We start from the raw sequence: 26613 nt of genomic DNA, 5'->3' as shown, positions 1-26613 counted from the left end.
AGACACTTCCTCCTCCCGACTGGGCAGTCACGTTCCAGCCTGTCTACTCAGCAGAGAATTTTTTCGTCTGAGTAGACACCTTCAGAGAAACACCTTCGCCGTTCGGGCCAGCCCATGAGCCCCAGGATGAGGTAGATGTTGCGTGCCCCGTCCGGGCGCGACGTCTAACCGTCGTCCGACGCGACGACCGCCTGTGAGAAGTCCCCGTCGCGAAGCGCCTTCCTGGGAATGAGGAAGTGCAGCGAACCTCCCTCGGCAAACTCCCACTCGCCGAGGTTGCTGGAGAGCCGGAGAAGGTGGGTGTATTCGCCCCGGAGGTCCGGGAGCGGATCACCCGGCTGTACCGATGGCGGCCAGCCGAAGGCCTGGTCGACGGCGCCCGATCCTGGATAGTGCTCGCCCGGGAAGTCTCCGGCGAACAACTCGGTCACCTGCTCGCTCGGGTCGCAGATGCTCGTGAGGTCAGGACCCGGGTCGAGTCCGAAGCCTTCGATGAAATCCTCCAGCGTCGCGCCCCACCACGCATCGGGTAGCGACAGGCACGGTTCGGCGTGCAGCGGGACGACCGCGAAGGCGTCATCGTCGGGCGGCCTGACCGGAGCGGCTCTCGTCGGGTCCGCGGGGACGACCCGGCAGGCTTGGAGATGGTCGATGCCGAAGAAGTTGAGCAGGCCGGGCCGTACGGGCAGTTCGTCCCCGAGCCACGGCGTGAGTTCGTCGGTGTCGAGCACGGCGAACAGGCTGAGCGGGAGGTCGTCGTCGTGGGGCCACGGCGTTCCCGGGTCCAGGAGGGGCGGGCCGCCCAGGCGGCTGCGTCCCGCTGCCGGACGGGACTCGCCGGCCGGGCTGAGCCCAAATCCCGGTCGGGCCAGCGCGGCCAGCTGAGACCCCAGATGCTCGCCGAGAAACTCCACGCACACCGCGCGAATGACGACGGCTTCCGACTGGTGATCCATTCGCCATATCCCAGCACACGCCCCAGGCAAGGGGCAGTCATCCCGGGATGATCAGGATGGTCGCGTCAGCGGGGTCGCCCGCCGGGACGACGGCCCGTAGCACGGCGTCCTGCGCGGCCAGGGTCACGCGCCATGAACCGTCGGATTGCTGCGAGGTGCCGGTCACGCGGAGGTTCTCCAGGCTGTAGTCCAGGGTGATCGCGGCGGCGATGGCGGCGTCAACGGCCTCCTCCTCGCTGAGCGACTCACCGGCGCCCGCTCCCCGGCTTCGCCAGCGATCCCGTACGGACTGGAAGAGCCTTGAGGTCGTCCGTGCCACGACGGAGTCGACCCGGTTGCCGATGATCCCGCCGATGCCAGCGGCGGCCAGGTAGGAAGCCACCCGGACGGTCAGTTCCACGACGTCGGGGGCCGGTCTTGCGGGCGCGTACTCGGCGTCCGTGGTCTCGGGCGCGGTGGGTTCAGACACGACGGGGATGGGTTCGGTGGGCTCCGGGTCGGGCGCGCCGACCGCCTTCGCCCACAGATCGAAGACTCGAGGCTGGTCCTCGTCGTCCGGCCGCCACCCGTGGCTACCGGTGATCCCGCACAGCAGGTCATGGAGCATCAACGACTCCTCGGGCAGCACATCTCCCCGCAGGTACGGCCCGACCTCAGACCATGACAAGGGAAAGGACAACCCGCGGGTTCTTCGCGCGATCTGGTCCACGCTCGGCGACCCGTGCGTGACCCAGATCCGCCGCAGACAGGCCACGTACGCCGCCGCGGCCTCGGAGTATTCGGCCATGAGGTCCTTTCAGAGCTTCCTCAGGCACATGGTCATGCCGCTCCAGTCCAGCTTGCTGTCGTTCTGCTCGGACCAGTCGTTGACGGATCGCGAGCAGTTGCGAGGAGGATCGCGGTAGAGCAACTTGAAGTAGGTCTTGAAGTGGTTGTCGCTGTTGAAGGACGCGCGTACCCGCATGAGGCCGCACGGCATCGTGAACCACTTCACATTCTGATAGTCGACGTTCCTGTCGTGCACGGGAAACTCCTGGGCGACGCAGTCGCCGGTCTGGGCTTTGTGCACGTCGTCCGTGAAGAGGGGACTCTCCACGCTCACCAACCCCATGACCAGCGAAGCAAGAAGGAGGAGTACGAAAGACCCCACGGCGATCCGTACTGGACGAGGAAGCGGCGCGGACGGCGGGGTCGCCCCGGGCGCGCCGACGACCGCGATCACGGAACCCCTGCGGGCGGACTGGCCTACGCGACGGCGGATGCCGTACAGGATGCCCTTGGCCGGTGAGGTGATCACGGTGTTGCCGCGGACCGAGCGGACCTCGAGCAATGGGTCGTCCACGCCGACCTTGTCACCCACCTGCTTGTGCCAGCGGATGACGGTCGCCCTCCGTGCGCCGGCGGTCCTCCCCGGCAGCCACGGCAGGTTCACGAACGTGATGCCCCCGCCGGGCTTGCGCGCAGTCGCCTGAAGAGGAGGCAGGTTGTCGGTGGTGATGACGGCGACCGTCGCCCCCACCTCGGCGCTCTCCCCGGTGGCCACGGTGATCTCCAGCAGCGTGCCCGAATCCGGGGCGCTGCCTTCGGCATTGCCCTTGCCCGCGGTGACCTCGAACAATGGTTCACCGGCCATCACCTGGTCGCCTTCTTGTCTGCGCCACTGGGTGACGACACCCTCAGTGGCCGACTTGTCCGGCCTGGGCATCGTCACGACGACCCGCCTGCCGGTGTCGGCCGGCACCGCGCGCGGAGTCGCCTGCGCCATCGGGACGGTAGGGATGAAGTTGCCGGCCGGCACCCGAGTGGCCGTATGCGTGATCATCGCGGTGACATCCGACGGGAGCCAGTGTGTGGTGGCCTCGGTCGACGCGGCGAACCGGTCGAGGATCCGGGTGAGGCTCGGCCGGTCGGCGGGGTTCTTGGCCAGGCAGGCGGCGGCCAGGTCGGCGAGGTGAGCGGGCAGGCCGCTCAGGTCGGGCTCGTCGTGGACGACGCGGTAGATGACCTCCTCGGGCCGGCCGGCGCCGAACGGGCTTCGGCCGGTGAGGGCGAACACCAGCACCGCCCCCAGGGAGAACACGTCGCCCGCCGGGCCGACCTCGAGGCCACGCGCCTGCTCGGGGGACATGAACGGCGGGGTTCCGACCACGACCCGGGACAGACTGTGCGAGGTGGCGTCCAGTGCGCGGGCGATGCCGAAGTCGATGACCCGCGGACCGTCTTCGGCCAGGATCACGTTGGACGGCTTGAGGTCGCGGTGGACCAGGTCGCAGGCGTGGATGGCGGCGAGCCCTTCGGTCAGGCCCGCCCCCAGAACACCGATCGCCGCGGGCGGCAGCGGTCCGTACGCCTCCACGGCCTGATGCAGAGAGGGGCCGGGGATGTAGGCGCTGGCCATCCACGGCGGCTCTGCCTCGGGGTCGGCCTGGACCACCTGCGCGGTGTAGAACCCACCCACCCTGCGCGCGGCAGCGATCTCACTGGCGAACCGGCGACGGAACCCCGCGTCGTCGGCCAGTTCGGGCCGCACCACCTTGACCGCGACCGCACGCCCACCCCGGGAGCGCCCCAGGTACACCTGCCCCATCCCGCCGCCGCCCAGCCGCTCTTCCAGTCGGTACGGCCCCACCTGGCGCGGATCGTCCTCCCGCAGCGGCTCCATCCGAGATCTGCCCCCTCAGAAGAACGCCCACGTACATCTGAGGTAGATCGTCTCAGGAAACGACCCTCGCGGGAAGCGATGTCAGCGGCAAGCCCGCCGGGGCATGACTATCCCGGCCGACCGGCCTGTTGTCCGAAGGCACCGGCCCGCCAGAGGGTACGGACGTGGTCGATCATCGGCGGTCCGATGGCGCGCAGCCCTTCGAGGTCGTTGTCGGCGAACGCCTTGGTCACCAGCGTGCTGGTCGCCGCGACGATCAGCCGGCAGGTGAACCGGCCCGCCTCATCGGTGACCCCCATCAGGTCGGCGAACGCGGCGACGATGGCGTCCTGCAGATCGCTCCGCCGCCGCATGGCCTCAGGCCCGGCGGCGTAAACCTCGATCAGGAACAGCCGCGTATAGGCCGGCTCGATGACGAGCGCCTCGAGGTAGGCGGTGAACGCCGCCTCGAACCTCTGCAGCGGATCACCGGCCATCGCCGGACCGGGCACGCCGTGCTCGTCGGCGCCGACCATCTCCAGCAGCCGCTGCACCAGCAGGTCGCCCGCCGTGTCGAAGGCGGCCATGAAACAGTCGATCTTGGATTCGAACACCTGGTAGAAACTCTGCCGCGACACCCCCGACCGCTGGAGTACGTCGGCGACGGAGGTGGCCACGTACCCCTTCTCGGCCATCACCTCCGCCATCGCCGCACACAGTCGCGCTCGCTGGATACGCTCTACTTCTTCCCGCGCCAACGCATAACGCCCCCGGGGCAGCCGACGCGGTGATGACTCAGACACGCGTTCACCATAGATCCCTCGCGTCGGTCCCGGCGTCCGAGAACCGCCGTGGTGCTCGCCGCGCTCGTCGCCTGGGACCGATTCAGCTCCTTCCGGTCGGCGGCCAGGGACAGCAGGGTAAGGGCGGCGAAATCGTTGGCGGCGGACCTGGCCGATTCCGATGTCGCGCATCTGTATCGAGAAAGGTGCGAGGTGATCGCGTTCGCCTCCGAAGACCACGTGGCGATTCTCTGGCTCGCCCCGTACCGCTACTACGGCTGACCGGCGGTTGCGGACGGACGGTGGTTTGCCGAAGTGGCAACAGGAATCGCGGCGGCGTCACCGTCCAGCGGAGGATCGACGCGAGAGCCGGTGCGCCGACCGTGGTTCGCACTCGGCACGCGAGGATCAACAGCTTTGGGGGATTCGATGTCGCAGTCCGCTCCCGCCACGGCGGTCACACATCGCCTGGTCTCGTCTTCCGCCGGCCGCATCCACCTGGTGGAGCAGGGCTCCGGGCCGCTGGTGCTGCTGGTGCACGGGTTCCCCGAGTCCTGGTACTCCTGGCGCCACCAGCTGCCGGTCCTGGCCGCGGCCGGCTACCGGGCCGTCGCCATCGACGTCCGTGGCTACGGCCGCTCCTCCAAGCCCGGGGACGTGGCCGCGTACCGGATGCTGGAGCTGGTCGAGGACAACGTCGCCGTGGTGCACGCGCTGGGCGAGGAGACGGCGGTGATCGTGGGCCACGACTGGGGCGCGCCAATCGCCGCCAACTCCGCCCTGCTCCGGCCCGAGGTCTTCCGGGCGGTCGGGTTGTTGAGCGTGCCGTACGCCCCGCGCGGCGGGCCACGCCCCAGCGAGATCTTCACGCGGATGGGCGGCGACGATGAGTTCTACGTCAGCTACTTCCAGGCGCCCGGCCGGGCCGAGGCCGAGATCGAACCGGACGTCCGCGGCTGGCTCGCCGGCATCTACGCCGCCCTGTCCGCCGACACCATGCCACCCGCCGACGCCCCGGACCCGCACTTCGTCTCCAAGGGCGGGACGCTGCGCGACCGCTTCCCAACCGACCGGCTGCCCGCCTGGCTCACCGAGGACACGCTTGATGTGTACGCAGGGGAGTTCGAACGGACCGGCATGAGCGGGGCGCTGGGCCGCTACCGGAACATGGACCGGGACTGGGAAGACCTCGCCGACTTCGACGGTGCCCCCATCACCCAGCCGTCCCTGTTCATCGGCGGCGCACTGGACGCCTCCACCACCTGGATGGCAGACGCCATCAAGGCCTACCCCACCACCATGCCCGGCCTGATCTCCTCACACCTGCTCGACGGCTGCGGCCACTGGATCCAGCAGGAGCGCCAGAAGGAGGTCAACGACATCCTGACCGGCTGGCTCGCCTCCCTACCGGCCTGACTCACTCGGCGCGCTCGTCGCTCGGGGGATCCAGGACCGCGAGGGTGAGCCTCTGCAGGCGTGCCGGGTCGGCGATGATGTCGTACTCCGCGACGCGGTCCCCCTCCGCCCTGATCGTGAGGGCGAGGAGCAGTCGGCCGCGCGGGGCGATCACGGCGCCGACCCGGCAGTCGATCAGGGCCGGCTCCGCGTACTTCGCGCGGCGGCCGAAGACCAGCGTTTCGCGCGCCACGGTGTCCGCGCCGCGGGCGACCGTCTCCCGGCCCGGTGTCAGCACCATGGGGTCGGCTCGCCGTACGACGTCCGGGGCCAGGACGGCGAGCAGGGCGTGCAGGTCGCCGCTCCGGGCGGCGGCGAGGAATGCCTCGACGACGCGACGCTGCCGGCCGAGCTCCGCGTCCGGCACCGGGTCGGTGCCGCGTACCCGATGGCGTGCCCGGCTGGCGAGCTTCTTGGCCGCGACCGGGGTGCGCTCGACGATGGGGGCGATCTGGTCGAACGGGACGGCGAACAGATCGTGCAGCACGAAGGCGACGCGTTCGGCGGGCGGGAGCCGGTCCAGTACCACGAGCATCGCGCGGCCGACCGATTCGATGAGGACCGCCTCCTGCTCGGGGTCGTCGTCCCGTGCCGGTGCGGGCACCTGCCACCCGAGCGGGTCCTCCCGGCGTGACGTGCGCGTGCGCAGCATGTCGAGGCAGAGCCGGGACACCACCGTACGGAGCCAGGCCTCCAGATTCTCAATGCCGCCGAGGTCGGTGCGGCTGAGCCGGAGCCAGGTCTCCTGGACCGCGTCGTCCGCCTCGCTCAGGGAGCCCAGCATCCGGTAGGCCACCGCGCGCAACTGCCCGCGATGCGCCTCGAACCGCTCGCCCAACTCGTCGTACTCGTCCATCGGTCACCTTTCACCGTCGCGCTCCGTCTGTCTCGTGCCACCGATCAGCGAGCGACGAGGGAGAAAGGTCAATGATCCGACAGGAGCAGATTAGCGAGTGGGGCGGGGACCGGGCATTGCTGCGGCCGGTGACGCTCGGAGACCTCTGGCTGCCGAACCGGGTCGTCATGGCGCCGCTGACGCGGTGCCGCGCGACCGACGAGGACCTGACACCGACGGACCTGCACGCCGCGTACTACGGCCAGCGGGCCGGCGCCGGTCTGATCATCGCCGAGGGCACCTGGACGAGCGAGCGGGCGATCGGCTTCTACCCGAACGTCCCCGGCATCTACGGCGAGCGGCAGGTCGCCGCGTGGAGCCGGGTCACCCGGGTCGTTCACGCCCTTGGCGGTCGCATCGTCCTGCAACTCTGGCACGCCGGAGTTCACTCCCTCTCCGAGCGGGAGATGACCCTCGCGGACGTCGGGCGAACGATCGCGGATTACGGCGCCGCGTCCGAGAACGCGCGCCGGGCCGGGTTCGACGGGGTCGAGATCGCCGCCAACGGAACGCACCTGATCGCGCAGTTCCTCAATGCCCGGCTCAACCGGCGGGCCGACGGATACGGCATCCGCCGGGACCGCCTGCTCTTCGAGGTGGTCGACGCGGTGACCGCGGCGTGGGACGGACGGCGTGTCGGGGTACGGCTGTCGCCGTACTGGACCGTCGACGACGAGCCCTCCGCCGACCGGCCGGACGGCGACTACCCCTGGAAAGCCGACGACCGGACGCTGGCGGACTACGACGCCCTCGTGGCCGAGCTGAGCGGACGGCCGCTCGCGTACCTGCACCTTCGCGGCCCGGTGCCCAGCGATCCTGGTCCCGATTTCGACGTCTTCGCCCGGTACCGCAAGCTCTTCGACGGGCCGCTGATCGCCAATCACGGCTTCGACCGGGAGACGGGCGACCAGATCGTCGAGGCGGGGATCGCCGACGCGGTGTCCTTCGCCCGGCTCTTCATCGCCAATCCCGACCTGGTCGGCCGGTTCGCACTGGGGCACGCGACGGCCGGCAGTGACCGGGACACCCACTACTCCGGCGGAGCGCGCGGCTACGTCGACTACCCGGTCTGGCCGTTGTGAGTGCAGGCGACCCGCTCGGCCTGAGGAGCGATTACACGGCAGCCGCGGTCAGGCGATTGCTGTAGCGGGCGAGCATGGCGGTGTAGGACGTTTCGGGGAACAGCCGACCGATCAGCGGCGGTATGCGCCAGTTGGCGGGATTGCGCCTGGCCAACCGGGAGACCAGAGATACGCGCGGGTAACGGGCCTCCTCGTAGGAACGCAGCCGTACCGCCGGATCGCCGCCATCGTCGGCGAGCAGGCGGCCGAGCACCCACGCGTCCTCGAGGGTCTGGTTGGCGCCCTGCCCCAGGGTGGGCGGCATGGTGTGGGCGGCGTCGCCGACGAGGGTGATGCGGCCCTCCCCCCACACTCGGCGGACCTTGTTCCAGTGGTGCCCGAAGAAGTCGAGGTCGTCCTCGGAGGCGGCGGCGAGCACCTCTGGCACGGGTGACGCCCACCCTCCGAACCTGCGCCTCAGCTCGGTCAGCGGGGCGGCGGGCCGTTCGTCGGTGGGCGACCAGCGCACGTCGAACCACCACTGCAGCAGGCCGCCCCCAGCGGGCATGAGCCCGCATGCGCCTTCTCGTCCTGTGATCATCAGGCTGCGGTGAGAGTGGGTGAGGTCGATGTCGATGGGGCTGAGGCCCTGCCATGTACCGAAGGTCGCCGCCCGGACGGAGCCGTCGCCCCACAGGCGGCGTCGCACCGCGGAGTGGTGGCCGTCGGCTCCGATGAGGATGTCTCCCGTGGCGGTCGATCCGTCGGTGAAGGTCATCGTCACCCGGTCGTCGTCCTGGGTCACGGTCTCGCAGGTCTTGGCGTGGTGGACGAGGTCGTCGGGCAGTCCGTCGGCCAGACGCTCCAAAAGGAGACCCCGAGAGATCGTCCTGGTCTCGAAGCCGTACCGCTCGGCCGCGTGAGCGATGTTCGCGCCGGCGCGCAGCCTGCCGTCGGCGGTGAGCGAGTCGATCCGGTCGATGCGGGCACCGACACCGTCCAGGCTGACACCGAGATCGTGCAGTACGGCGGTGCCGTTGCTGAAGATGCTCAGCGCCGCACCGCCGGTCCGCCGGGCCGGAGCCTGCTCGTAGACCCGCACCTGGTGCCCGGCGGCCAGCAGCACGCGCGCGACGGCCAGGCCGCCCACTCCGGCGCCGGCGATGATGATCTCCATATCCCCTCCGATTCGAAGTATCTCCGGTTTGAAGATACATCGCCGTGGAGTAGGTTGAGCAGGTGGGTCCCAAGCATCCGGACGAGGCCGTCTTCCGCGAGTTCCTGATCGCGGTCCTCCTGCACAACGAGGCGGTCGCCGACCGGCTCGGCCTGCAGCCGGTCGACGTCGCCGCCGCCATCCTGCTGGAGACGCGCGGACCACTCGCCGTAGGAGCGATCTCCGAGGAGCTGGGGCTGCCGTCCGCCTCGACGACCCGGCTGATCGACAGGCTGGAGAAGGCAGGCTACGTGCGGCGAGTGCGTGGAGAGCGTGATCGGCGCACGGTCACCGTCGAGCTGGTCGAGGGCGGCCTGGGCGATTACGAGGCCGCCTGCGAGGCATCCAGGCGGCACCTGGGGGCCGTCGGCGCGCACTACGGACCGGAACACGTTCCCTTGCTGCTGGACATGTTCACCCGCGTCACCGAGGCCTACCGATCGGCCACCCAGGAACTACGAGCCGACGCGACCTGAACACGACTACCCGGCCTGGCCGTCGGGAGCGCCGGTGACGCGCTCGGTGTAGTCGGAGCGGGGGGTGGGCCAGCCCAGCGGAGGGGGTGTCTGCCGGGCCAGGCCGATCAGTGTGGAGCGGACGACGCGCTCCGCCTGGTCGTCCACGGCCTGGGGGGTCTCGAGGCGCATCAGCCCGTGGACGAGCAGGGCTGCGAGGCCGTGCACGGCCGCCCAGACGACGAAGTCGGCTCCGGGGCGGGCCGCTGCAGGCAGGTCGCCGGATTCGACCAGGCGGTCGAGCTCCGCGGCGAGGATGTGGTGGGGGTGGAGAGCCGTCGGATCGCCGCCTCCCGCGTTGAACGCCAGCCAGTGCCGGGCCACGGCGGGATCCTCCAGGGCCCAGCGCACGTAGCCGCACCCGAAGGCGACCAGGCCGTCCGCGCCGTCGCCGCGTGCGCGCTCGACCGCGTCGGTCAGGCGTTCGCCGAGCCTGGCGAGGACGCGTTGCGACAGGGCCTGTACGAGCGCGTCGCGCGAGGCGAAGTGGTGGTAGGCGGCGCTCGGGCTGACGCCGACACGGACGCTGACCTCGCGCAGCGACCACCCATCGACGCCTCGCTCCCGGATCAGGGCCTCGGCGGTGTCGAGGAGGGCGGTACGGAGGTCGCCATGGTGGTACGGACGGTCGGCCATGACCCAATCTTAATACCGTTCAGATTGTGTGTTACGTTCGGAGCACGAACTGAACGTTGCTCAGATTGGAGTCTTCCGATGAGCGTTCCCGAGTCCGCGTCGTCCGCGGGTCAAGCTCCTCCCGACCTCAGCTCCGCGCCCGCGCCGATCGTGCAGGGTGAGCCCGTCGAGGTCGCCGACGGCGTGTTCGTGATCCCGGACCGGCGGGTCCCGATCGTCCCCAACGTGGGCATCGTCGTCGGCGAGCGCGCCGTGCTCGTCATCGATACCGGCGTCGGCCCCCGCAACGGCGCGTACGTGCTCGGCCAGGCCGAGCGCCTGGCGGGCGGCCGGCGGCTGTACCTGACGCTCACACACTTCCACCCCGAACACGGGTTCGGCGCACAGGCGTTCCGCGGCTCGGCCACGATCATCTACAACCGGGCACAGCACGAGGAGCTCCGGCGCAAGGGCGCCGCCTACCTGGACATGTTCAAGGGCCTGAGCGAGAACATCGCCGCCGAACTGGCGGACGTCGAGTTCGTGGACCCCGATGTCACCTATGAAAGCGAGGCACGGCTCGACCTCGGCGGACGCACCGCCGTGCTGCGCGAGTGGGGTCCGGCGCACACCGCGGGCGACCAGACGGTGCTCGTCGACGGCGACGTGCTCTTCGGCGGCGACCTGATCGAGACGCGGATGTTCCCCATCGCGCCCTACATGCCCCCGTACGACACCGATGTGGACGGCGGCCGCTGGATCGAGGTCCTCGACGAGCTGCTGGCCATCGATCCGCGGACGGTCGTGCCCGGACACGGCGAGGTCACCGACATCGGGCTCATCCGCGACGTCCGCGACTACCTCGCCCACGTCCGCGAACGCGTCACCGACCTCAAGACGGCGGGCACCTCCGTCGAGGAGGCCGTGGACCGGCTCGATCAGGAGGCCCGCGCCCGCTGGAGTACCTGGGCCAACCCCGAATGGATCGGCTTCACCGTCCGGGCGTTCTTCGCCGCCGCCTGACGGCGCTCTCTACCAGCGAGCGCCGCTCGACGCCTCCGACTCAGGTGGTTCGATGTGGCCGACGGCCTGGGAAGGTATCCGGGCGGTCGGCCAACGCCGCGAGGAGGCGGGCGGCGATGAGCAGGCAGAGCAGCTGAGGCAGGGTCTCGGCGAAGAAATGCGCCGCGGTGTTCTGCGCCGCCTGGAGCCGGAAGCCGACGATCAGGGACACCGTCGCGGTGAGCATCGCCGCCGCCGGGAGCCATGGAACAGCCGCGCGTGCGCGCCACCTGCCGGGGGCCACGGCGAACACCATCGCGGCGAGCGCCGCCACGGCCAGTGCGGCGACGCCGCCGGTCCAGTACCCGAGGCCGGCGGCCGCTCCGATCGTCAGGACGACGGTGAACGCCCCCCGCTCGCGCACGACCGGCTCCACCTCCTGCCGGGAGCGGGACGGCCACAGCGCCGCGATCACCAGGACGACCAGGAAGTTCAGGCCGAGCAGGACGGCGGCCTGGTAGGGGCGGTCGGGCGCGTACGACAGGCGGACGGTGCCGACCGTCCCCGCCGGGAGCGCCCACGCCTGCCGCCAGCCGTCGATGCGCACCGGGCGCAGCGTCCGGCCGCCGATCGTCGCCCGCCATCCGGCGTTGAAGTTCTCGTTGACCACGAGGTACGAGGCGCGCTGCGCCGAGACCTCGACCTGCCGGTGATGTGACGTCCACCGTGTCACGGTCACCGGCGAGGATTCGCGGGCCGGAGTGGTGCCGGCGCCGGCACCGGCCGGGGTCAGCACCGCCGAGTCGACGCGGAAGGCGTCGAAGGGCACCTGGGCCAGCCGGTCGTCCCCGGCCTTGAGCGCGACCGTACGGCAGGCATGGAAGCGGACGGAGCGGCCCTGCAGGAGGTCCGCGTACGTCGCCGTCGCGTGGGTCGGCACGTCGGCTCCGTTCAACCGCAGCCTCGGACCGAAGCCGCACGGGAGGGGGACGCGGGCGTCGGGGAGCGTCACGAACGGCTTCACTCCGGGCACGGTCACGTCCGTCACCTGCGGCAGGCCGGAGAAGCGCAGCGTCAGACGACTCGTGCGCATGGGCTTGAACGACAGGCGGCCGGTGTCGTCGAGCGGGACCTCGCGCCACTGGCCGGCGTCCCCTTCCAGGCGGACCTGGGTCAGGTAGGCCGCGCCCGCCGGACGCCGTACGGTGATCCGCCCGACCTCGAGCTTGCGGCCCCACGACAGGGACAGCCACGGGGCACGGTCCCCGGTCGCGGGCACCCACGTGGTCGCCGGGTCGGCGTCGAACGCGGCGCGCGGCAGCGTCGCGGGCTCCTGGGTCAGCGTCGAGCTCGCCGTGACCTTCAGCCGGGGATCGGTGGAGGTGTACCGCTGGATCAGGCCCGGGTCGGTGAGCGCCGCCGTTCCGGTCAGCTCGGCGGTGCCCGTACGGGCGGCGGTCAGGACGCGGTCGAAGCCTGGCTCCTCGCCCCGGCGTTCGAAGAAGGGGGAGCAGACCCAGCGGATCGAGCCCCGCATGCAGGCGGGCAGCGCGCCCGGCGACCGGGACATGACCACGGTGGCGCCCGCCGGGACGGCGGGCAGACGGTACTCGCGGGCGGCGTGCACGCCGTCGACGTGCAGTTCGGAGATGGCGACGCGGGCGGCGGCGGGTACGGCGGGCCGTGCGGTGAGTGAGAGGACGCGGATCCGCAGCCATCGGGTCGTCCCCGCGGGCACGCGGAGGGGCTGGGCTGCGGAGGTACGGGCGAGGTGCTGGACGGCCCGGCCGGTCTCGGTCTCCACGGCGATCTCGTCCGGCGGCGGGCCGAGCCGGTCGTCCTGGGCGAACGTCGCCGTGACGTTCCGGGGCGTCAGCGGGTGGTCGAAGTCGACGCGCAGCCACTGGTCGACGGGGCCGGTCCAGCCACCGCTCTCCCACCGCGTCCGCGGATCGCCGTCCAGGGCGGCGTACGGGAGGGCACCGGGCTGGTCGAGTTCGGCCGGCGAGGTGACGTCCGACGCGGAGGCGGAGGCCGTGACGTCCTTGATGCCGGTGTAGGCGGCGACCGTCGAGTAGCGGTCCCAGCCGGGTTCGAGGATGTCCCGCCGGGTGGCGGGCACGTTCGCCCGCTCGGCGATGGTCAGGGTGGGCGAGGTGTGGCCGCGCAGCTCCCCGAAGTCGCGTTCGACCCGGCGCAGGGAGTCGGCGACGACGGGCCTGCCGACGGCTTTGGGGTCATCGTCGCCGTACAGGACGGGCCGGTCGTCCAGCACGCCGTCGTCGGCCATGGTGAGCAGGGCCTCGGGCGAGCCGTACAGCCGCAGCGCCCGGTCGGCGTCGAGCAGGCCGACCGCGTCGTCCGCGCCCTCGACCTCGTAGATCTCGACGGGCGCGTACGGCTGGTCCGGGGAGCTCACCGCGTCGTCGGGCAGGGTCGAGCCGGCCGGCACACCGCCGAACCAGGCCACGCGCCGGATACCGGGTGAGTCGTCCAGAGCCTGGTGGACGCGGGCGGGCCACGCGCCGCGCAGGTCGTCGCGGCGCAGGTCGTTGCGGACGAGGAGGTACCGGACGCCCATCCGGGCCAGGACCTCGGTCAGGCCCGCCGATCCCTGGCCACTGGTGATCCGCTGGTCGATCGCGTCCAACATCCGGGTGAAGCCCGAGGATCCGGCGGGGACGAGCTGCCGCTCTCCCCAGCGGACGTTCAGCAGCGGCTGGGTGATCTCGTCCATGGGGCGTCCCCACAGGTACTCGCCGAAGCGCGCACCGGGGACGGCCAGGACACCCTGGTCGCCGGCGCGGCCGTTCAGCCAGTCGGCGGCGTCGCGCCAGTACTGCGGGACCTTCGGGAAGGCACCCTCGGCGGTCAGGCCGGTGCTCAGCGCGGACAGCATCACCCCGGTCAGGGCGGCCGCCGCTCCGATCGGCACCCACCGGCGCCGGGAAGGGAACGCGAGCAGGTGTGCGATGCCCAGGGCCAACGGAAGGCGTACCAGGCCGTCGAACTTGTAGAGGTTGCGGAACGGGGCGAGCGGCCCGTCGATCAGGTCCCGTACGGCCGGGGCGAGCGGGCCCGTGTGCCCGGCGACCATGACGGTCAGCCCGGTCAGCAGGGTGAGGATGAGGAAGGTCCGCTCGGGGAGCCGGGCGCGGACGAGCCCGGCCAGCCCGAGGGCGGCGATGAGGCCGGTGCACAGGACCGGGAACGTCTCGGTAGCGAACGCGTGGCCGAGCGGCCACCAGGCTCGTCCGTCGACCATGAGGAAGTTCACCCAGCGTTCCGTGCCACGCAGGACGTCGGCCGGATCGGTCGTCGCGGTCGTCGTCGCGGCCTTCTCGGTGTAGAGCAGCCAGGAGTAGGCGTACCGGCCGAGAAGGAGGAGCGGCACGGACCACCAGGCGGTCGCACAGCCGACCGCGACCGCCCACCAGGTGAGGATGCGCACGCGGAGCAGCCGGGGCCCTGCGGTTCTCCGGGTGAGCACGTACAGGACCGGGACGACGAGCACCGCGAGCGTCGCGGTGCCGTTGATGCCGCCGCAGCAGGCGACGGCCAGCCCGGACCGGGCCGCCGCGCGCACCCTTCCCCCGCCGCGGGCGGCGCCGACCAGGGGCACCACCATCCACGGCAGCATGGCGAGAGGCAGGTACTCGGAGGAGTTGATGCCGAGGGAGGCCAGCCCGTGCGGGCCGAGCGCGTACGCGAGCGCGCCGACCAGCCGCGTGGCCGGCGTGCCGATGCCCAGGCGTTCGGCGAGACGGCGGGCCCCGAGGAAGGCGGCGCACAAGAGCGTCGCCAGCCACACGCGCTGGGTGATCCAGGGCGGCATCCCGACGAGATGGCCCAGCGCGTAGAACGGACCCATCGGGAACAGGTAGCCCGACACCTGGTTTTGCAGCTGCCCGAACTGCTCGATGTCCCACAGGTGCAACGCCCGCCCGAGGAAGCCGAGCGGGTTCACCGCCATGTCAATCTTGGTGTCCGGGACGATCCGGCCCGGCCGCGTCGCCGTCGCGAGCAGCGTCAGGAGCGCGCAGCACAGGAAGACCCGCAGGCGTTCACGCAGCCGCTCATCGACGCCGTCCGGCCCGTCGGCCGTGCCGGGTGGCGCCTCCACCCGGGTCAACGCGGCCATGAGAGCGCCTCGATCCGGGTCCACAGGAACGCCTCGGCCCGAGCCCACAGGAACGCCTCGATCCGGGCCCGCGGGAACGCCTCGATCCGCGTCCGCGGGAACGCCTCGGTGCGGGTCAACGCGGCCATGGGAACGACCGGTCCTCCAGGCCTTGCGCCGTCTCGCGCCGGACGGCGGCGTCGAGCAGCGCCGCCATCCGTTCGGCACTGCGAGACCAGGTGAACTCCGCGGCCCAGGCCTGGCAGGCGGCGGCCGTCTCGCGGCGCCGCTCCGGGACGCTCAGCTCCTTCAGCGCCCGCTCGACGACGTCCACGAGCTCCTCGCCCTCGGGCACGAGCCAGCCCGTCACATCGTCAACGACGGCGTCACGCAACCCGTCGACGTCGTACGCGACGGTCGGCACGCCGAACGCCGCCGCCTCGGCGACGCTGAGTCCCCAGCCCTCTCCGCGCGAGGCGCTGAGATGGATCCGGGCGCGGGCGACGAGCGCGTCCTTCTGCTCTTCCGGCAGGTAGCCGTGCAGGACGACCAGGTCCTCCAGACCGCGCGCAGCGACCTGGGCCTGTAGCGCGGCCTCCTGCGGCCCTCGCCCGATGACGTGCACGCGGACGCGGAGCCGCGCGGCGACGTCGAGCAGCCGGCCGACGCGTTTATGCGGGACGAGCCTGCTCACGCACGCGAGCTCCGGCTCGTCGTCCGTCTCCACCGGGCCGGGAACGGTGCCCGAACGTGTCACGCCGTCCGGGCCGGAAGCGGCGTCCGGGGGCCTCACGCCGCTCGGGTCCGGAGCGGTGTCCGGGAGGGTCACGCCGTTCGGGATGAGGTACACCGGTCCGGTCCAGGCCAGGCGCTCCCGCATGGCGGTCACCGTCGACGGGGACACCGCGACGCAGGCGTGCCGCCGGTACGCGCGCCGGGCCACCGGGCCTTCGAGGAAGCGGCCGAGGCGTGCCAGCCACGCCGGGAAGTAGAGGTGGAACTGGCCGTCGTGGACGTGGTGCACGACGCACAGGACCGGAACGCGGCGCGGCAGCACCCAGGGGGTGAAGAACGGGATGCCGTTCTGGCAGTCGAGCACGGCGTCGAACGCCCGTCGGCGGAGCAGCATCCAGGCCAGCACCAGCGGGTAGACGGTGAACCGGCCACCCCGGCGTACGATCTCGACGTCCTCGATCCGTTCCCGCCCGGCCTGCCCCGGCGCACGCCCGGTGACGAACCGGACCCGGGTCCCCCGCGCGGCGAACCACCGGGCCATCTCCCAGGCGTACCGCTCGGCGCCACCGGCCTCCGGGTGCCAGGGGTCGCGCCAGTTGACGATCGCGAGCGTCCGCAGTTCCCTCTCCGCGCTCATCCGGCCCGCAGTTCGTCGGCGATGGCGCGGGCCCGCTGCGGCGTCGGTGAACGCCCGGCCTCGGCGCGGATGCGGAGCAGGTCGCGCAGGCAGGCGCCCGCGTGCCGCCGGACGGAGAACGTCGAGCCGGGCACGTCACGCCACGCGACGGGGATTTCCACGGCCTCGGCGCCCCGGCGGCGGCAGTGCAGCAGGAGTTCGACGTCGAAGGCGAATCCGGCCGTGCGCAGGTCGGCGGCGGCGGCCCGGGCCAGCGGTCCGGTGAAGAACTTGAACCCGCACTGCGTGTCCGTCACGCCTCCGGTCAGGTCGCGGACGAGCCGGTTGAACGCGAGGGCGCCCAGGCGGCGAAGCGGACGCCCGTACGCCTCGACGGCCGAGGCGGGGTGGCGGCGTGAGCCGATGACGACCCGGTGCCCGGCCCGGAGGAGGGCGAGGGTCTCGTCGAGGGCGTCCAGGCCGGTGGCCATGTCGGCGTCGCAGAAGCCGACGTACGGGGCTGCGGTGGCCAGGAGCCCGGCGCGGACCGCGGCGCCCTTGCCGGGTGTGGGGCACCGCACGAGGCGTACCGGCACGGGCCCGGACCAGCGTTCGGCGATGTCCGCGGTGGCGTCGGTGCTGGCGTTGTCGACGACGATGATCGAGCCGCTCAGCGGCAGTGCGGCGAGCTTGGCCGACAGCACCGTGAGGCCGTGCGGGAGCCGACCGGCCTCGTCGCGCGCGGGGATGACGACGTCCAGCGCCTCAGCGCGCGGGCCCTCCGGGCGCACCGGTCACCGGGTGCCGTAGTTGTAGAGCGGCTTGACGACCGGGTCCTGCTGAGCGGTCGTGACAACGCGCACGATGCCGAACGAGGTCAGCAGGGCCAGCACGATTCCGGCCAGGGCGGCGACGGCGATCCGCATCACGGCTCCTTCGGCAATGATCGTGCGATGAGGCTACCGACCGGTAGCCGCGTTGACCAGAGAACAACCGTGAAAGTAATGAACCACGCAATTTCCACAGGCCACTGCGGCGTGCGCGTCTCCGGGCTCGCGGCCGCACCCGGGATGCGGTAGAGCACCAGGTCAGGCCCTGCGACGACACGCTCGGCGCCGGGCAGGCGGTCCGCCCGGACGCCGTCGGGCGCGTCGACGGCGACGTACCGGACGCCCCGGGAACGCAGCGCGCCGGTGAGCGGTGCGCCCGACCGGATCAGGGGGTCCAGCGCCCGCGCGCGCCGGTCCTCCACCTCCATGCGCAGCTCGCGCCCGCCCGTCCCCACCCGTACGGCGTCGTTCACGATCACCCTGCCGGGCAGGAAGCGCGGCAGCGGGTCGAGCACGCGCCGCCCCCCGTTCCAGGCGTAGCTCCGGTACGCCTCCCAGGGCAGGACGAGCACGTCGCCGGGGGCTGTCTGTACGACGGCCCGCGCCCGCGCCCAGTCGGCGGGATAGCGCACCGCGTGCAGCCGCCCGCCCGCACCCCAGGCGAGGCCAGGCAGCAACGCTACGGGTGCCAGCAGGCCCAGGACCGCGAGCTCCGGACGACCGGCATCGCCGCTCCGGGGCAAACGCCACCAAACCGAAGCCCCCGGCCGAGCAGCCGTTCGGCTGACACTTCGGCCAGGTTCGGACCCCGTCCTCGGCGGCCGGCCGATCGGGGACCGGGCGTCCGCATCGCTGATGCCGGTTCCGCGGCCACGGCTGAGGGCATCGACTGCCGTCCCCATCCCGACGGCGACGACGAGGGCCAGCGGCGCGACGTACTGCTGGCCGTCCCGCAGCACCGCGAACCCGGGCCACAGGCCGATCACCCCGCGCAGCACGCCCGGCACGACGGCCCCGAGTGCGGCGACGACCAGGCCGACGACCGCAGCCGTCCCCAATCCCCGCACCCAGGCCGCCTCGTCGACGAACGCGGCCGTTCCCGGCTCACGCATCCGGGCCGCAGCATCACCCCGCACGGCAGTCCTCAGCCCCCGCACCTGGGCCATCGCACCCTCGCGCATGGCAGCCCCCAGCCTCCGTACCCCGGCCACCGCACCACCCCGCATCGCGCTCCCCACCCCGCGCGCTCCGGATGCCCGGCTGCCGCGCGCGTACACGACCAGGGCGAGCACGACGACGCACAGCCAGAGAACGGCCGTCACGGCGGCGCCGTACCCGGGCGGTACGGTCTCGGCGTTCCACGCGCCGCCGAGGAGGAGCAGGCTGCCGAGCTCGCCGAACGGCGTGTCCGCGCGAGCCGCGAACGCAGCCACCCCGGCCGGGTCCGCCGGGACGCCGGAGAACCGCAGCAGGGAGGGCACGATCCACGGCAGGCTCATCACGACCAGTACGGCGAGCGGCCACCGGATCGATCTCCGGCGCAGCGACAGCACGAGCACGACCAGGCCGGACACGGCCATCGCGGCGAAGCCGCCGATCGCCGCCGGCACCAGGGCCAGGACCAGCCGCCGGGGATCGCCGCGCGCGGCGGCCCGGACGACCCAGGGCAGCGCCGCGTACCCGAGGAGCAGCGCCCACTGGCCGAGCAGCAGGCGTTCGGCGACGAACGGGTTCCAGGCGTAGACGACGCCCCCGGCCAGCCGGGCCGTGAGCCGCTCCGACGAGACCAGAGCCGCCGCGGACACGCAGGCGATCACGAAGATCGCCAGCAGGATCGCCTTCTGGACGAGGTCGGCGGGCGCGAGGTGGGCCAGGGCCGTCACGACGGCATCGCTGGGCACATGCCGGGGCAGCATCCCGGTCAGCCCGAACGTCTCCCGCTCGAACACCGGACGCGGCACGAACACCATGTCGTACGCCAGGACGAACCCCGGCGCGAGCGCGGGACCGAGCGCGAGCAGCCCCAGCACGAGCCCGGTCACGGCCGCCGCTGCCGTACGACGGCGGGACGACGCCCTGGTGTCCCGGCTCGCGGCTCCGGGGAAGGCGTTCGGCATCGCCCCGGCGTCCCCGTCAGGGGTCCCGGGGCGGTTCGACGAGGCGTTCGGCACCTCAACAGTGTCTCGTTCCGAGAGCCCATCGCAGCGGCCCGGGAGCATGGATTCGGGGAACAGGGTCGCGACCGCTTCGGTTCCGCCGTTCCGCTTCCGTGATCGGGCGTTTACCCGCACCATGAGAGTGGGTCGAAGCAGATGGGCAGAAAGGCCGCTCGTGGCACACTCTGCGTGGCGGACGTGGCGTGCCAGGCGCATGGTGCGCGCGTCCCAGCGGCGCGTGCTGCGCCGGGCAAGGCGCGAGGCCGCACTGCGCCCGCCGAGCCGGTTAGCGTATGCGGCGGCGGTGCTGGCCTACCTGGCGGCGGTGACGCCGCTCGGGCTCACGGTGGGCCGGGTGATCGTCGGCTCGCCGGTGAACCCGGCACTGCTCGTCCTCGCGGGCACGCTGGTCTCGGCGCAGTCACTGGCTCAAGTGCGCGCCAACGGCAGTTCGATCCGGCTGAACAGGACGGCGGTGAACGTCCTGGAGGCCGTGCTCGTCGCCGTCTTCGCCGGGCTGGCCGCGGGACCGCTGGGCGGTTGGCTGAGTACGCTCTGGCTGGACCATCCGGCGGCCTGGCACGACGCCGGAGTGCTCACCGTGCTGGGCGTCCTGGCGGTGCTGACGGCCCACACCATCGGGTTCTTCGCCGTCGGCCCGGCGAGGTTCCTCGGCAGCGCGATCGCGCAGCTCGTCGAGGGGGCCATCAACACGATCGTGCGGCTGCTGGTCGGTCGGGGCGAGTTCGTGGTGCTCACGGTGGGCGTGTTCCGACCCGACCGGCGGCTGTTCCCGGCCGCGCTGGCGCTCGCGGCCGTGCTGGCCCTGCGGACGGCCTACCGGCTCCGGCCGTCCCGTCCTGCGATGGCGACCCCGGCCAGGGACATGTTCGTGCTCACCCGGCTGCCGCCCGACGACCGGCACCGGCAACTGCGCTCATGGGTGTACGACCAGTTCATCGCGGGGCGTCCCGACGACCGGCTCGCGCAGGCCGCGCTGCGGATCGCCTACCACCTGACGCCTGAGGTGACCAGGACCTCACCGCCCCGTACCCCGGTGGACCTGCCGAGGGCGGCGGCGCTGCTGGGCTTGGCCGACGAGGTCATCGAGATCATGGAGGAGGAGGGGCTGCCCAGGCTGACCGGTGTCGACCGCATCAGGATCCTCCGGCGGCTGGAGATCGCCCGGTCGATGGCGGCCGAGGTGCGCGCGAGGATCGCGGTCGCCTCGGGCGACCGGGCGCAGGGGGTGGAACTGCTCCGGCAGGGGGCGGACCGGCTCAGGAGCGCCGACCTGCACCAACTGGCCGCCTTCCAGGAGGTGCTGGCCGCGTACTGCGCGGCCGACGGCGATGACCTGGACGCGACCGTCATCGACGAACTCGACCGGCTCGTCGACGAGGGGGCGGTGGGGCGAAGCCATGGGGGTGAGAAGCAGGAGGCGGTGTCGATGGCGGTGCGAAGGCCGGCGGCTCGGCTGCTGGCGGCCCAGCGGTATCGGCAGGGAGAGGAAGAACAGGCCAGGGAGCTGTGGCTGGCCGCCCGCCATGTGCCGGTGGGGTACGCGGACTATCGGATCGTGGCCGACGAGTACCGAGTCGAGGCGGGTGGGCGGCCGCTCCCGTTCGCCGCTGTACGGCTGGGCCGGGCCCGCATCCGCGAGCGGCTGTTGTTCGCCCGTTCGGAGGACCTGTTGGCAGAGCCGTTGGTCAGAGACCTCTGGATCGAAACGCTGCGGACCTTTGGTGCTCCACGGTGACCCTGCTGCTGGAGTACTGGGTGGGTGAGGGCGGCACCCACGTGTTCGTCGGGCGAGCCGAGCTGGCCGAGCCCGCGGTGGTCCGGTTGGAGATCGGGCGGGCCGAGCTGACCGAGGCGGCGGGCTGGCTGCTGGGCGAGCGGCCTCGGCCCGAGGCGTTGCAGGACCGGCTCGGCGCACTCGTGGCTCCGGCCGCCGACTGGGCCGAGCCGGGAGAGCTGGTGTGGCTGGTCCCCCACGACCTGCTGCACCAGATACCGCTGCACGCCCTGTCCCTTCCCGACGGGCAGGTGCTCGCCGAGCGTCATCCGGTCTGCTACACGCCGAGCGCGTCGATCATGACCTACGTACGCGGGCGTGCGCCCCGCGTGCCGCGCCGAGCGGTGGTATTCGCCGACTCCCGGTCCGGCGACGCGCCGTTGCTGCACGCCGAGGCGCAGGGGCTGGCGCTGCGTGAGACCCTCGGCGGCGAGGCCGTCGAGGTGCACAGTGGCGGTGCGGTGACCAGGGAGGCGGTGCTGGCGGGCCTGGCCGGCGAGGCGGACGTCCTGCACGTCGCCTGCCACGGCGTGTTCGATCCGCAGGCCGCTCTGCGGTCGGGGTTCGCGCTGGCCGGCGCGGATGTGGCGCTGTTCACGGCCGAGGATTTCACCGCACGGCGCTGCCGGCCCGATCTGGTGGTGCTCAGCGCTTGTGAGAGCGGCGTCAACCTGCGCGGGCCGGGGGACGAGCTCATCGGCCTGACCCGGGCGATCCTGTATTCCGGCGCGGCCTCCGTCGTGGTCAGCCTGTGGTCGGTGGACGAGATCTCCACCAGCCTCCTCATGCGGGGTTTCTACGCGGAGCTGGTCGGCGGCGCGGGGAAGGCGGTCGCGCTGCAGCGTGCCCAGCGGGCCACGCGGGAGATGACGATCGGGCAGGTGGTGGCGTACTGCGAGGCGCTGCGCCCCGAGCGCGCCGGTGCGGCCCGGCGGATGCTGGACCTGGACATCGCCGATCTGGCCTTCCGGGCGGGCGACTTCGCGGTCGCCCTCGCGGGCTACGAGCGGCTGGCCGCCGAGCCCGAAGTCGCCGGGCCCGAACGCGTGGCGCTCGTCGCGGCCGCGGCGCGCAGCCGCCGCGCGCTACGAGCAGGTGCGACGCCCGACTACTCCAGGCGGCCCTTCGCCGACGCGTACTATTGGGCTCCCTTCGTCCTGGTCGGAGACTGGCGATGACCCCCGAAGTGCTTCCGGTAGACGCCGACCACGCTGAGATCCGCACGCGGCTCGCCGCGGTCGGCTGGGTCGTGCTGGTCGACGGGGACGGCGAGCCGGTCACGCTGCTGACGCCGGATCTGGCCGACCGCGCTGAGCCGCCGCCGGTCATTCTGGTCGCGGCGGACACGACGGCGGCCGAGTTCGTCTCGTCGTCGGCGGTGACGCTGCTCGACCTCGCCGACGACATCCCGGGCCTGGTCCGGGTCAGCGACGGAAGGCCGGTCGGCGTGTTGCCGGTCGAGGAGCTCGACGCGCTGCTGGCCACCGGCGGATATGAGCCGCCACCGACGACCATGGGGCCTTTCGGCGCCGCGACCGACGCGATCCTGCCCGGCGGAGCGCGGGTGCCGAAGGCGCGGGTCCGCTGTGCCGAGCCCGGCTGCGGATGGCTGAACGAACTGGACTTCTACGATCGGACCGCGCCGCCGCGCTGCGCCAACGAGGGACTGCCCGAGCACCCACTGCGGCTCGCGACACGGGGCGGATGAGGCGTGGCCGTGCTCGACAAGGCGATGGAGACGACGGTCGGCGCGCTCGACCGGCGTTTCCTGCTCACGTCCTTCGTGCCCACAGCCGCCTTCCTCGGCCTGCTGACGGTGACGCTCCGGCCGGGCGCGTTCGGCGCCTGGGAGCGCGAGAGCACCGGCGGTCAGGTCGCGCAGGGCATCGTCTTCCTCTTGGCCGCGGCGCTCTGCGCCGGGCTGGTGTCCGGGACGACCGTGCCGTTGCTGCGTTTCCTGGAAGGGTACTGGCCGGGTCCGCTGGGCGCGTTCGGCCGCCGCCACCACCGGGCGGTGCTCGTCAGGTTGGGCAAGGAAGGGCCGTACCAGCGGATCGAGTCCGGCTATCCGCTTCCCAGCGACCTGGCCGCCGTACTGCCGACCACCCTGGGGAACGTGCTGCGCAATGCCGAGCGCTACCCCGCCTACCGGTACGGCCTCGACGCCGTCGTGGTCTGGCCGCGGCTGTACCTGGTGGCCTCCGACCGGGCACTGGCCGGAGTCGCCTCGGCCCGTTCGGACGTGGACCTCCAGGCCACCGTCTGCGCCCTGTCCGCGCTGTACGGCGTGATCGCCGGGGCGGAGGCGCTGGTGACCGGGCGCCCGTGGGGGATGTTCCTGCTGGTGTTCACGGTCCCGATGGCGGTGGCCATGGTGACCTACCGGGCGGCGGTCGCCGCGGCGCGGGTGTACGGCGTGCAGCTCAAGGCCGTGTTCGACCTGCATCGCCTGGAACTGCTGGAGAAGGTCGCGCCCGACCTTGAAGGGCCGGAGCCGGACAGGTGGCACAGCGTCCAGCAGCTGTGGTATCGGGCGATCCCGCTGGAGGCGAGCGTGCCGGAGCAGGACAGGGAGCCGGTCGCCGAGGAGACCGACCCGCCCTGGTGGGTCCGGGTCCCGCTGAGCGGGTGGTTCGCGCTCATCGTGGTGACGGTCTCGCTGCTCGCCGCCCCGATGTCGCTAGGGCGCTGAGTCGGCCAGCAGCCGCCGGATCTCCTCGTACGGCACCGGCGTTCCCCTGCGCAAGGCCACGTGCTCGGCCATGTGCGGGCCCTCCGGCAGCGACCGGTCGTAGTACCGCTCCAGCTCTCTCGCCGCGTCGCGTACCTCCGTCAGCCGCTCGCCGCGCTCGGCCTCCGGGGCCGCCGCCAGCCGCTGCCGGGCCTCGCTCAGCCTGGTCTGCGCCGCTGCCTCCTCCTCGGAGAGCGGCGGCAGCCGCTCTCCGAGGAGTTCGAGGAAGACCCGTGACCTGGCCAGCTCGCTGAGATCGAAGGCGGTCGCCGCCGGGCGGCTCGGCCACTCCCCGGAGGGTCTCGGCCGGGCCGTCACGAGGAGCTCGATCGCCCGCTCGAAGGTCTCGGAGAACAGTCCGCCCACGTCGCCTCTGATGGCGGGGTCGAGGGCGAGGCTGCGGATGTGCTGATGTGCCTCGATGGCCGCCATGAGGTTGAGCCAGGCCTTCGACCGGTCTCCGCGTTCCAGATGGAGGGTCGCGATGTCGTTGCGGGACCGTAGCAGCCACTCGGTGTGGCCCTGCTGCTCGGCCAGGCGCGCGGCGTCCTCCAGCACGCTCAGCGCCCGCCGCGTCTTACCCTGGTGCGCCAGCAGCCGCCCGGCGGACAGCAGTTCCCGCTCCGGGACCGCGAAGCCACCCGGCGCAGGCGGCAGCGGCTCCGTGCCCTCCGGGGAGGACGCGTCGAAGAACAGCTCCTGGTTCTCCATCAGCTTCATCATCCACCGGCCGATTTTGCGGTTGGCCAACGGTCCGCTCCGGCCGGTCCCCGGATCGCGTGCCAGCAGCCGGGCGTAGTCGGCCGGCGTGGCCGAGAGCAGGTCCCGGCGGCGGCGGTAGGCGACCACCGCGGCCTCGTCGCCGAACTCCCTGCTGATGACCATCGCGACCTGGCAGCCCCGCCGCCGGATCATCGAGGCCACCCCCTCGTCGTCCAGGACCGTCTCCAGCAGCGACATCGCCTCGGCCGGGCGGCGCAGCCGGGCGCCGAGGACCAGGGCAAGAGCGACCCGGCTGAACGCGGCCAGATCGGACAGCCCGGCCGCTTCGGCGATCTCCACCGACCGCCGGTAGGCGGCCGCCGCCTCCTCGCGGAGGTTGACGTACTGGTAGAGATTGGCCCTCGCACCCCATGCGATGACGCGAATACCGGCGAGCCCCGAGGCCAGCCGTGCGGCGTCCGGTGGCTCGAATTCCGGGAGCACATCCTCCTCGATCCGCCCGACGAGGTAGTCGACGAAATCCAGCCACTGCAGCGAGTGCCGTACCCGCAGGGAGCCGCGGTCGACACCGACCAAGTCGTGCATGAAGTGCGCTCCGCCGTGCGGGGCGCGGACCGAGTGGTCGACAATGGCCTGCAGGAGGCTCAGGTCAGGGCGCTTCGGACGGGTCAGAACCCAGTCGTACACCCACCCCTCGACATCCGTGATGCCTCCCCAGCCCGAACCGAACGTGGCGACGTTGCCCATGAGCAGCGGCCTGCTGTTCGACAGCCAGTTTCGGCAGCGGAGAAGAATCCACAGGACCGCCAGGACGGCGCCGACCGCCAGCAGCGCCGGCACATCGTGGAACACCCCGCCGCACAGGAAGAAGAACAGGCCATCGTCGGCGATACCGCTCAGGACACCGCCCGCCAGGAGCCACCTGACCAGCCCTCCCTTCCTCTCTCCCGAATCGAACCAGGCCGCCACGGCCATCCCCACGGGCACGAGCACCACGCCCACCGGCACGCGCAGCGACGGCGCGACCGGGAAGGACCCGACCTCCGCCACCCACGCACCGATCGGCCCGGCCGCGGCCAGCACGATGACCACGCCCCTGATCGGCATGCTGAGCAGAAGCGTGTTGCGGTACTTACGGGTCATTCCGCGCAGCCCTGGCAGGTTGAGCAGGAACGCCAGCGAGACCAGCAGCCCGGTCAGCGCCCGCCACGCCCCTCCGGCGGCCAGCCCCAGGCCCAGCGGGACCAGACCCGCGAGCCAGAAGATCGGGAGAGGCAGCCGCTCGGGCGGCGAGGGCGGGTCGAGGTAGGCCGCGCCCTGCCCCTTGCCCTGCCTTATCGCCCGCAGCGCCATCCTTCCACTACGCAGGTACGCCCGGCCGGCCATGCGGTGCCGCCACCAGTCGGTGTGGCGCACGGCGACCCCGGCGTAGGCGAGCGAAGCGGCCAGGACGGGCAAGGCCGACCAGCGCGGGGGAAGACCGGCGAACGCCGCCCCCATGCTGACGCCGAACAGCGTCTCCGGCCAGATCGTCCCGCAGGCCACACCGAGGACGACCATGGCGGCCGCCGTCGCCGCGGCCCGGTCGACAGGCGGCGCCAGCAGCAGACCGGCTCCCGCTCCGGCGACCGTGGCCCCGAGCCCACGGCCCAGCGGATTGCCGAGCGTCGACCGCACTCGATACAGGCGTACGGCGCTGACGGCGGCGCCGAGGACCAGCAGCGCTAAAAGCTCCACACGGCTACTTTCCCGGAAAGGTCGCGCTC

Annotated in this window: 23 protein-coding genes; 9 read left to right on the top strand and 14 right to left on the bottom strand. The window is 72.1% G+C overall.

Going from position 1 to position 26613, the window contains the following annotated elements; genetic code table 11:
- Positions 1–164: 164 nt before the first annotated feature.
- The 4 genes from AB0I04_RS37010 to AB0I04_RS36995 all read right to left on the bottom strand — a co-directional run bounded on the left by AB0I04_RS37010 (position 165) and on the right by AB0I04_RS36995 (position 4304).
- A complete protein-coding gene (locus AB0I04_RS37010; protein WP_360895595.1) occupies positions 165–956 on the bottom strand; it encodes a DUF1963 domain-containing protein in 792 nt (263 codons plus the stop codon).
- A 37-nt stretch (positions 957–993) separates the two neighbouring features.
- Positions 994–1743, bottom strand: a complete 750-nt coding sequence (locus AB0I04_RS37005) for a hypothetical protein (RefSeq protein WP_360895592.1) — start codon at positions 1741–1743, stop codon at positions 994–996.
- Positions 1744–1752: 9 nt separating this feature from the next.
- The gene (locus AB0I04_RS37000; protein ID WP_360895589.1) at positions 1753–3618 is read right to left on the bottom strand and encodes a biotin/lipoyl-containing protein; all 1866 of its coding nucleotides are present in this window, start codon (positions 3616–3618) and stop codon (positions 1753–1755) included.
- 107 nt (positions 3619–3725) lie between these two features.
- On the bottom strand, positions 3726–4304 hold the full coding sequence (locus AB0I04_RS36995) for a TetR/AcrR family transcriptional regulator (RefSeq protein WP_360895586.1): 579 nt from the start codon (positions 4302–4304) through the stop codon (positions 3726–3728).
- 144 nt (positions 4305–4448) lie between these two features.
- Here AB0I04_RS36995 and AB0I04_RS36990 point away from each other — a divergent pair, with 144 nt between their 5' ends.
- Both AB0I04_RS36990 and AB0I04_RS36985 read left to right on the top strand, forming a co-directional pair.
- Positions 4449–4661 carry a hypothetical protein gene (locus AB0I04_RS36990; protein ID WP_360895583.1) on the top strand — a complete coding sequence of 71 codons (213 nt, stop codon included), beginning with the start codon at positions 4449–4451 and terminating at the stop codon, positions 4659–4661.
- Positions 4662–4808: 147 nt separating this feature from the next.
- Positions 4809–5795, top strand: coding sequence for an alpha/beta hydrolase (locus AB0I04_RS36985; RefSeq protein ID WP_360895580.1), 987 nt, complete (start codon positions 4809–4811; stop codon positions 5793–5795).
- A 1-nt stretch (position 5796) separates the two neighbouring features.
- On the opposite strand, the gene AB0I04_RS36980 is transcribed toward AB0I04_RS36985, so the two are convergent.
- On the bottom strand, positions 5797–6690 hold the full coding sequence (locus AB0I04_RS36980) for a sigma-70 family RNA polymerase sigma factor (RefSeq protein WP_360895577.1): 894 nt from the start codon (positions 6688–6690) through the stop codon (positions 5797–5799).
- A 71-nt stretch (positions 6691–6761) separates the two neighbouring features.
- Here AB0I04_RS36980 and AB0I04_RS36975 point away from each other — a divergent pair, with 71 nt between their 5' ends.
- Positions 6762–7811, top strand: a complete 1050-nt coding sequence (locus AB0I04_RS36975) for an alkene reductase (RefSeq protein WP_360895574.1) — start codon at positions 6762–6764, stop codon at positions 7809–7811.
- A 31-nt stretch (positions 7812–7842) separates the two neighbouring features.
- Here AB0I04_RS36975 and AB0I04_RS36970 read toward each other — a convergent pair whose 3' ends face one another.
- Positions 7843–8967 (bottom strand): FAD-dependent monooxygenase, encoded by a 1125-nt coding sequence (locus tag AB0I04_RS36970; protein ID WP_360895571.1) that lies wholly within the window; start codon positions 8965–8967, stop codon positions 7843–7845.
- Between the two features lie 62 nt (positions 8968–9029).
- Between AB0I04_RS36970 and AB0I04_RS36965 the strand changes: the two genes are divergently transcribed.
- Positions 9030–9482 (top strand): MarR family transcriptional regulator, encoded by a 453-nt coding sequence (locus tag AB0I04_RS36965; protein WP_360895568.1) that lies wholly within the window; start codon positions 9030–9032, stop codon positions 9480–9482.
- A gap of 6 nt (positions 9483–9488) precedes the next feature.
- Here AB0I04_RS36965 and AB0I04_RS36960 read toward each other — a convergent pair whose 3' ends face one another.
- A complete protein-coding gene (locus tag AB0I04_RS36960; protein ID WP_360895564.1) occupies positions 9489–10157 on the bottom strand; it encodes a TetR/AcrR family transcriptional regulator in 669 nt (222 codons plus the stop codon).
- A 78-nt stretch (positions 10158–10235) separates the two neighbouring features.
- On the opposite strand from AB0I04_RS36960, the gene AB0I04_RS36955 reads away from it, so the two are divergent.
- Positions 10236–11159: an MBL fold metallo-hydrolase gene (locus AB0I04_RS36955; RefSeq protein WP_360895561.1), complete on the top strand. Its 924-nt coding sequence runs from the start codon at positions 10236–10238 to the stop codon at positions 11157–11159.
- Positions 11160–11199: 40 nt separating this feature from the next.
- Here AB0I04_RS36955 and AB0I04_RS36950 read toward each other — a convergent pair whose 3' ends face one another.
- From AB0I04_RS36950 to AB0I04_RS36925, 6 genes are read right to left on the bottom strand one after another with little or no spacing between them, the layout of a single operon-like run.
- Positions 11200–15279 (bottom strand): alpha-(1->3)-arabinofuranosyltransferase family protein, encoded by a 4080-nt coding sequence (locus tag AB0I04_RS36950; protein WP_360895558.1) that lies wholly within the window; start codon positions 15277–15279, stop codon positions 11200–11202.
- On the bottom strand, positions 15267–15407 hold the full coding sequence (locus AB0I04_RS36945) for a hypothetical protein (RefSeq protein WP_360895555.1): 141 nt from the start codon (positions 15405–15407) through the stop codon (positions 15267–15269). The genes AB0I04_RS36950 and AB0I04_RS36945 overlap by 13 nt, the downstream gene beginning before the upstream one ends.
- The gene (locus tag AB0I04_RS36940) at positions 15395–16630 is read right to left on the bottom strand and encodes a glycosyltransferase family 4 protein (protein ID WP_360895552.1); all 1236 of its coding nucleotides are present in this window, start codon (positions 16628–16630) and stop codon (positions 15395–15397) included. The genes AB0I04_RS36945 and AB0I04_RS36940 overlap by 13 nt, the downstream gene beginning before the upstream one ends.
- Complete coding sequence (locus AB0I04_RS36935) at positions 16627–17400, bottom strand: glycosyltransferase (protein WP_360895549.1); 774 nt, start codon at positions 17398–17400, stop codon at positions 16627–16629. The genes AB0I04_RS36940 and AB0I04_RS36935 overlap by 4 nt, the downstream gene beginning before the upstream one ends.
- A 3-nt stretch (positions 17401–17403) precedes the next feature.
- A complete protein-coding gene (locus AB0I04_RS36930; RefSeq protein ID WP_360895546.1) occupies positions 17404–17535 on the bottom strand; it encodes a hypothetical protein in 132 nt (43 codons plus the stop codon).
- Positions 17535–19610, bottom strand: coding sequence for a hypothetical protein (locus AB0I04_RS36925; RefSeq protein WP_360895543.1), 2076 nt, complete (start codon positions 19608–19610; stop codon positions 17535–17537). The genes AB0I04_RS36930 and AB0I04_RS36925 overlap by 1 nt, the downstream gene beginning before the upstream one ends.
- Positions 19611–19809: 199 nt before the next feature.
- Between AB0I04_RS36925 and AB0I04_RS36920 the strand changes: the two genes are divergently transcribed.
- Genes AB0I04_RS36920 through AB0I04_RS36905 form a run of 4 tightly spaced genes read left to right on the top strand, consistent with a single transcriptional unit; the run spans position 19810 to position 24085 of the window.
- Positions 19810–21354 (top strand): hypothetical protein, encoded by a 1545-nt coding sequence (locus AB0I04_RS36920; RefSeq protein WP_360895541.1) that lies wholly within the window; start codon positions 19810–19812, stop codon positions 21352–21354.
- On the top strand, positions 21351–22571 hold the full coding sequence (locus tag AB0I04_RS36915) for a CHAT domain-containing protein (RefSeq protein WP_360895538.1): 1221 nt from the start codon (positions 21351–21353) through the stop codon (positions 22569–22571). Before AB0I04_RS36920 ends, AB0I04_RS36915 begins: the two co-directional genes overlap by 4 nt.
- Positions 22568–23101, top strand: coding sequence for a hypothetical protein (locus AB0I04_RS36910; protein WP_360895535.1), 534 nt, complete (start codon positions 22568–22570; stop codon positions 23099–23101). The genes AB0I04_RS36915 and AB0I04_RS36910 overlap by 4 nt, the downstream gene beginning before the upstream one ends.
- Positions 23102–23104: 3 nt before the next feature.
- Complete coding sequence (locus tag AB0I04_RS36905) at positions 23105–24085, top strand: hypothetical protein (RefSeq protein WP_360895532.1); 981 nt, start codon at positions 23105–23107, stop codon at positions 24083–24085.
- Here AB0I04_RS36905 and AB0I04_RS36900 read toward each other — a convergent pair.
- A complete protein-coding gene (locus AB0I04_RS36900; RefSeq protein WP_360895529.1) occupies positions 24074–26584 on the bottom strand; it encodes a hypothetical protein in 2511 nt (836 codons plus the stop codon). The two genes, AB0I04_RS36905 and AB0I04_RS36900, sit on opposite strands and share 12 nt — an antisense overlap.
- Between the last annotated feature and the right edge of the window lie 29 nt (positions 26585–26613).

This window comes from Actinoallomurus sp. NPDC050550 (assembly GCF_040655075.1).
GTDB lineage: Bacteria > Actinomycetota > Actinomycetes > Streptosporangiales > Streptosporangiaceae > Actinoallomurus.
The sequence above is the reverse complement of the archived record's forward strand: the minus strand, read 5'-3'. Positions and strand labels throughout refer to the sequence as shown.

Excerpts from the sequence above, each read along its gene's own strand:
- AB0I04_RS37010 (WP_360895595.1), bottom strand. The coding sequence starts at position 956 with ATGGATCACCAGTCGGAAGCCGTCGTCATTCGCGCGGTGTGCGTGGAG.
- AB0I04_RS37005 (WP_360895592.1), bottom strand. The coding sequence starts at position 1,743 with ATGGCCGAATACTCCGAGGCCGCGGCGGCGTACGTGGCCTGTCTGCGG.
- AB0I04_RS37000 (WP_360895589.1), bottom strand. The coding sequence starts at position 3,618 with ATGGAGCCGCTGCGGGAGGACGATCCGCGCCAGGTGGGGCCGTACCGA.
- AB0I04_RS36995 (WP_360895586.1), bottom strand. The coding sequence starts at position 4,304 with ATGGCGGAGGTGATGGCCGAGAAGGGGTACGTGGCCACCTCCGTCGCC.
- AB0I04_RS36985 (WP_360895580.1), top strand. The coding sequence starts at position 4,809 with ATGTCGCAGTCCGCTCCCGCCACGGCGGTCACACATCGCCTGGTCTCG.
- AB0I04_RS36980 (WP_360895577.1), bottom strand. The coding sequence starts at position 6,690 with ATGGACGAGTACGACGAGTTGGGCGAGCGGTTCGAGGCGCATCGCGGG.
- AB0I04_RS36975 (WP_360895574.1), top strand. The coding sequence starts at position 6,762 with ATGATCCGACAGGAGCAGATTAGCGAGTGGGGCGGGGACCGGGCATTG.
- AB0I04_RS36970 (WP_360895571.1), bottom strand. The coding sequence starts at position 8,967 with ATGGAGATCATCATCGCCGGCGCCGGAGTGGGCGGCCTGGCCGTCGCG.
- AB0I04_RS36960 (WP_360895564.1), bottom strand. The coding sequence starts at position 10,157 with ATGGCCGACCGTCCGTACCACCATGGCGACCTCCGTACCGCCCTCCTC.
- AB0I04_RS36955 (WP_360895561.1), top strand. The coding sequence starts at position 10,236 with ATGAGCGTTCCCGAGTCCGCGTCGTCCGCGGGTCAAGCTCCTCCCGAC.
- AB0I04_RS36950 (WP_360895558.1), bottom strand. The coding sequence starts at position 15,279 with ATGGCCGCGTTGACCCGGGTGGAGGCGCCACCCGGCACGGCCGACGGG.
- AB0I04_RS36945 (WP_360895555.1), bottom strand. The coding sequence starts at position 15,407 with ATGGCCGCGTTGACCCGCACCGAGGCGTTCCCGCGGACGCGGATCGAG.
- AB0I04_RS36940 (WP_360895552.1), bottom strand. The coding sequence starts at position 16,630 with ATGAGCGCGGAGAGGGAACTGCGGACGCTCGCGATCGTCAACTGGCGC.
- AB0I04_RS36930 (WP_360895546.1), bottom strand. The coding sequence starts at position 17,535 with ATGCGGATCGCCGTCGCCGCCCTGGCCGGAATCGTGCTGGCCCTGCTG.
- AB0I04_RS36920 (WP_360895541.1), top strand. The coding sequence starts at position 19,810 with ATGGTGCGCGCGTCCCAGCGGCGCGTGCTGCGCCGGGCAAGGCGCGAG.
- AB0I04_RS36910 (WP_360895535.1), top strand. The coding sequence starts at position 22,568 with ATGACCCCCGAAGTGCTTCCGGTAGACGCCGACCACGCTGAGATCCGC.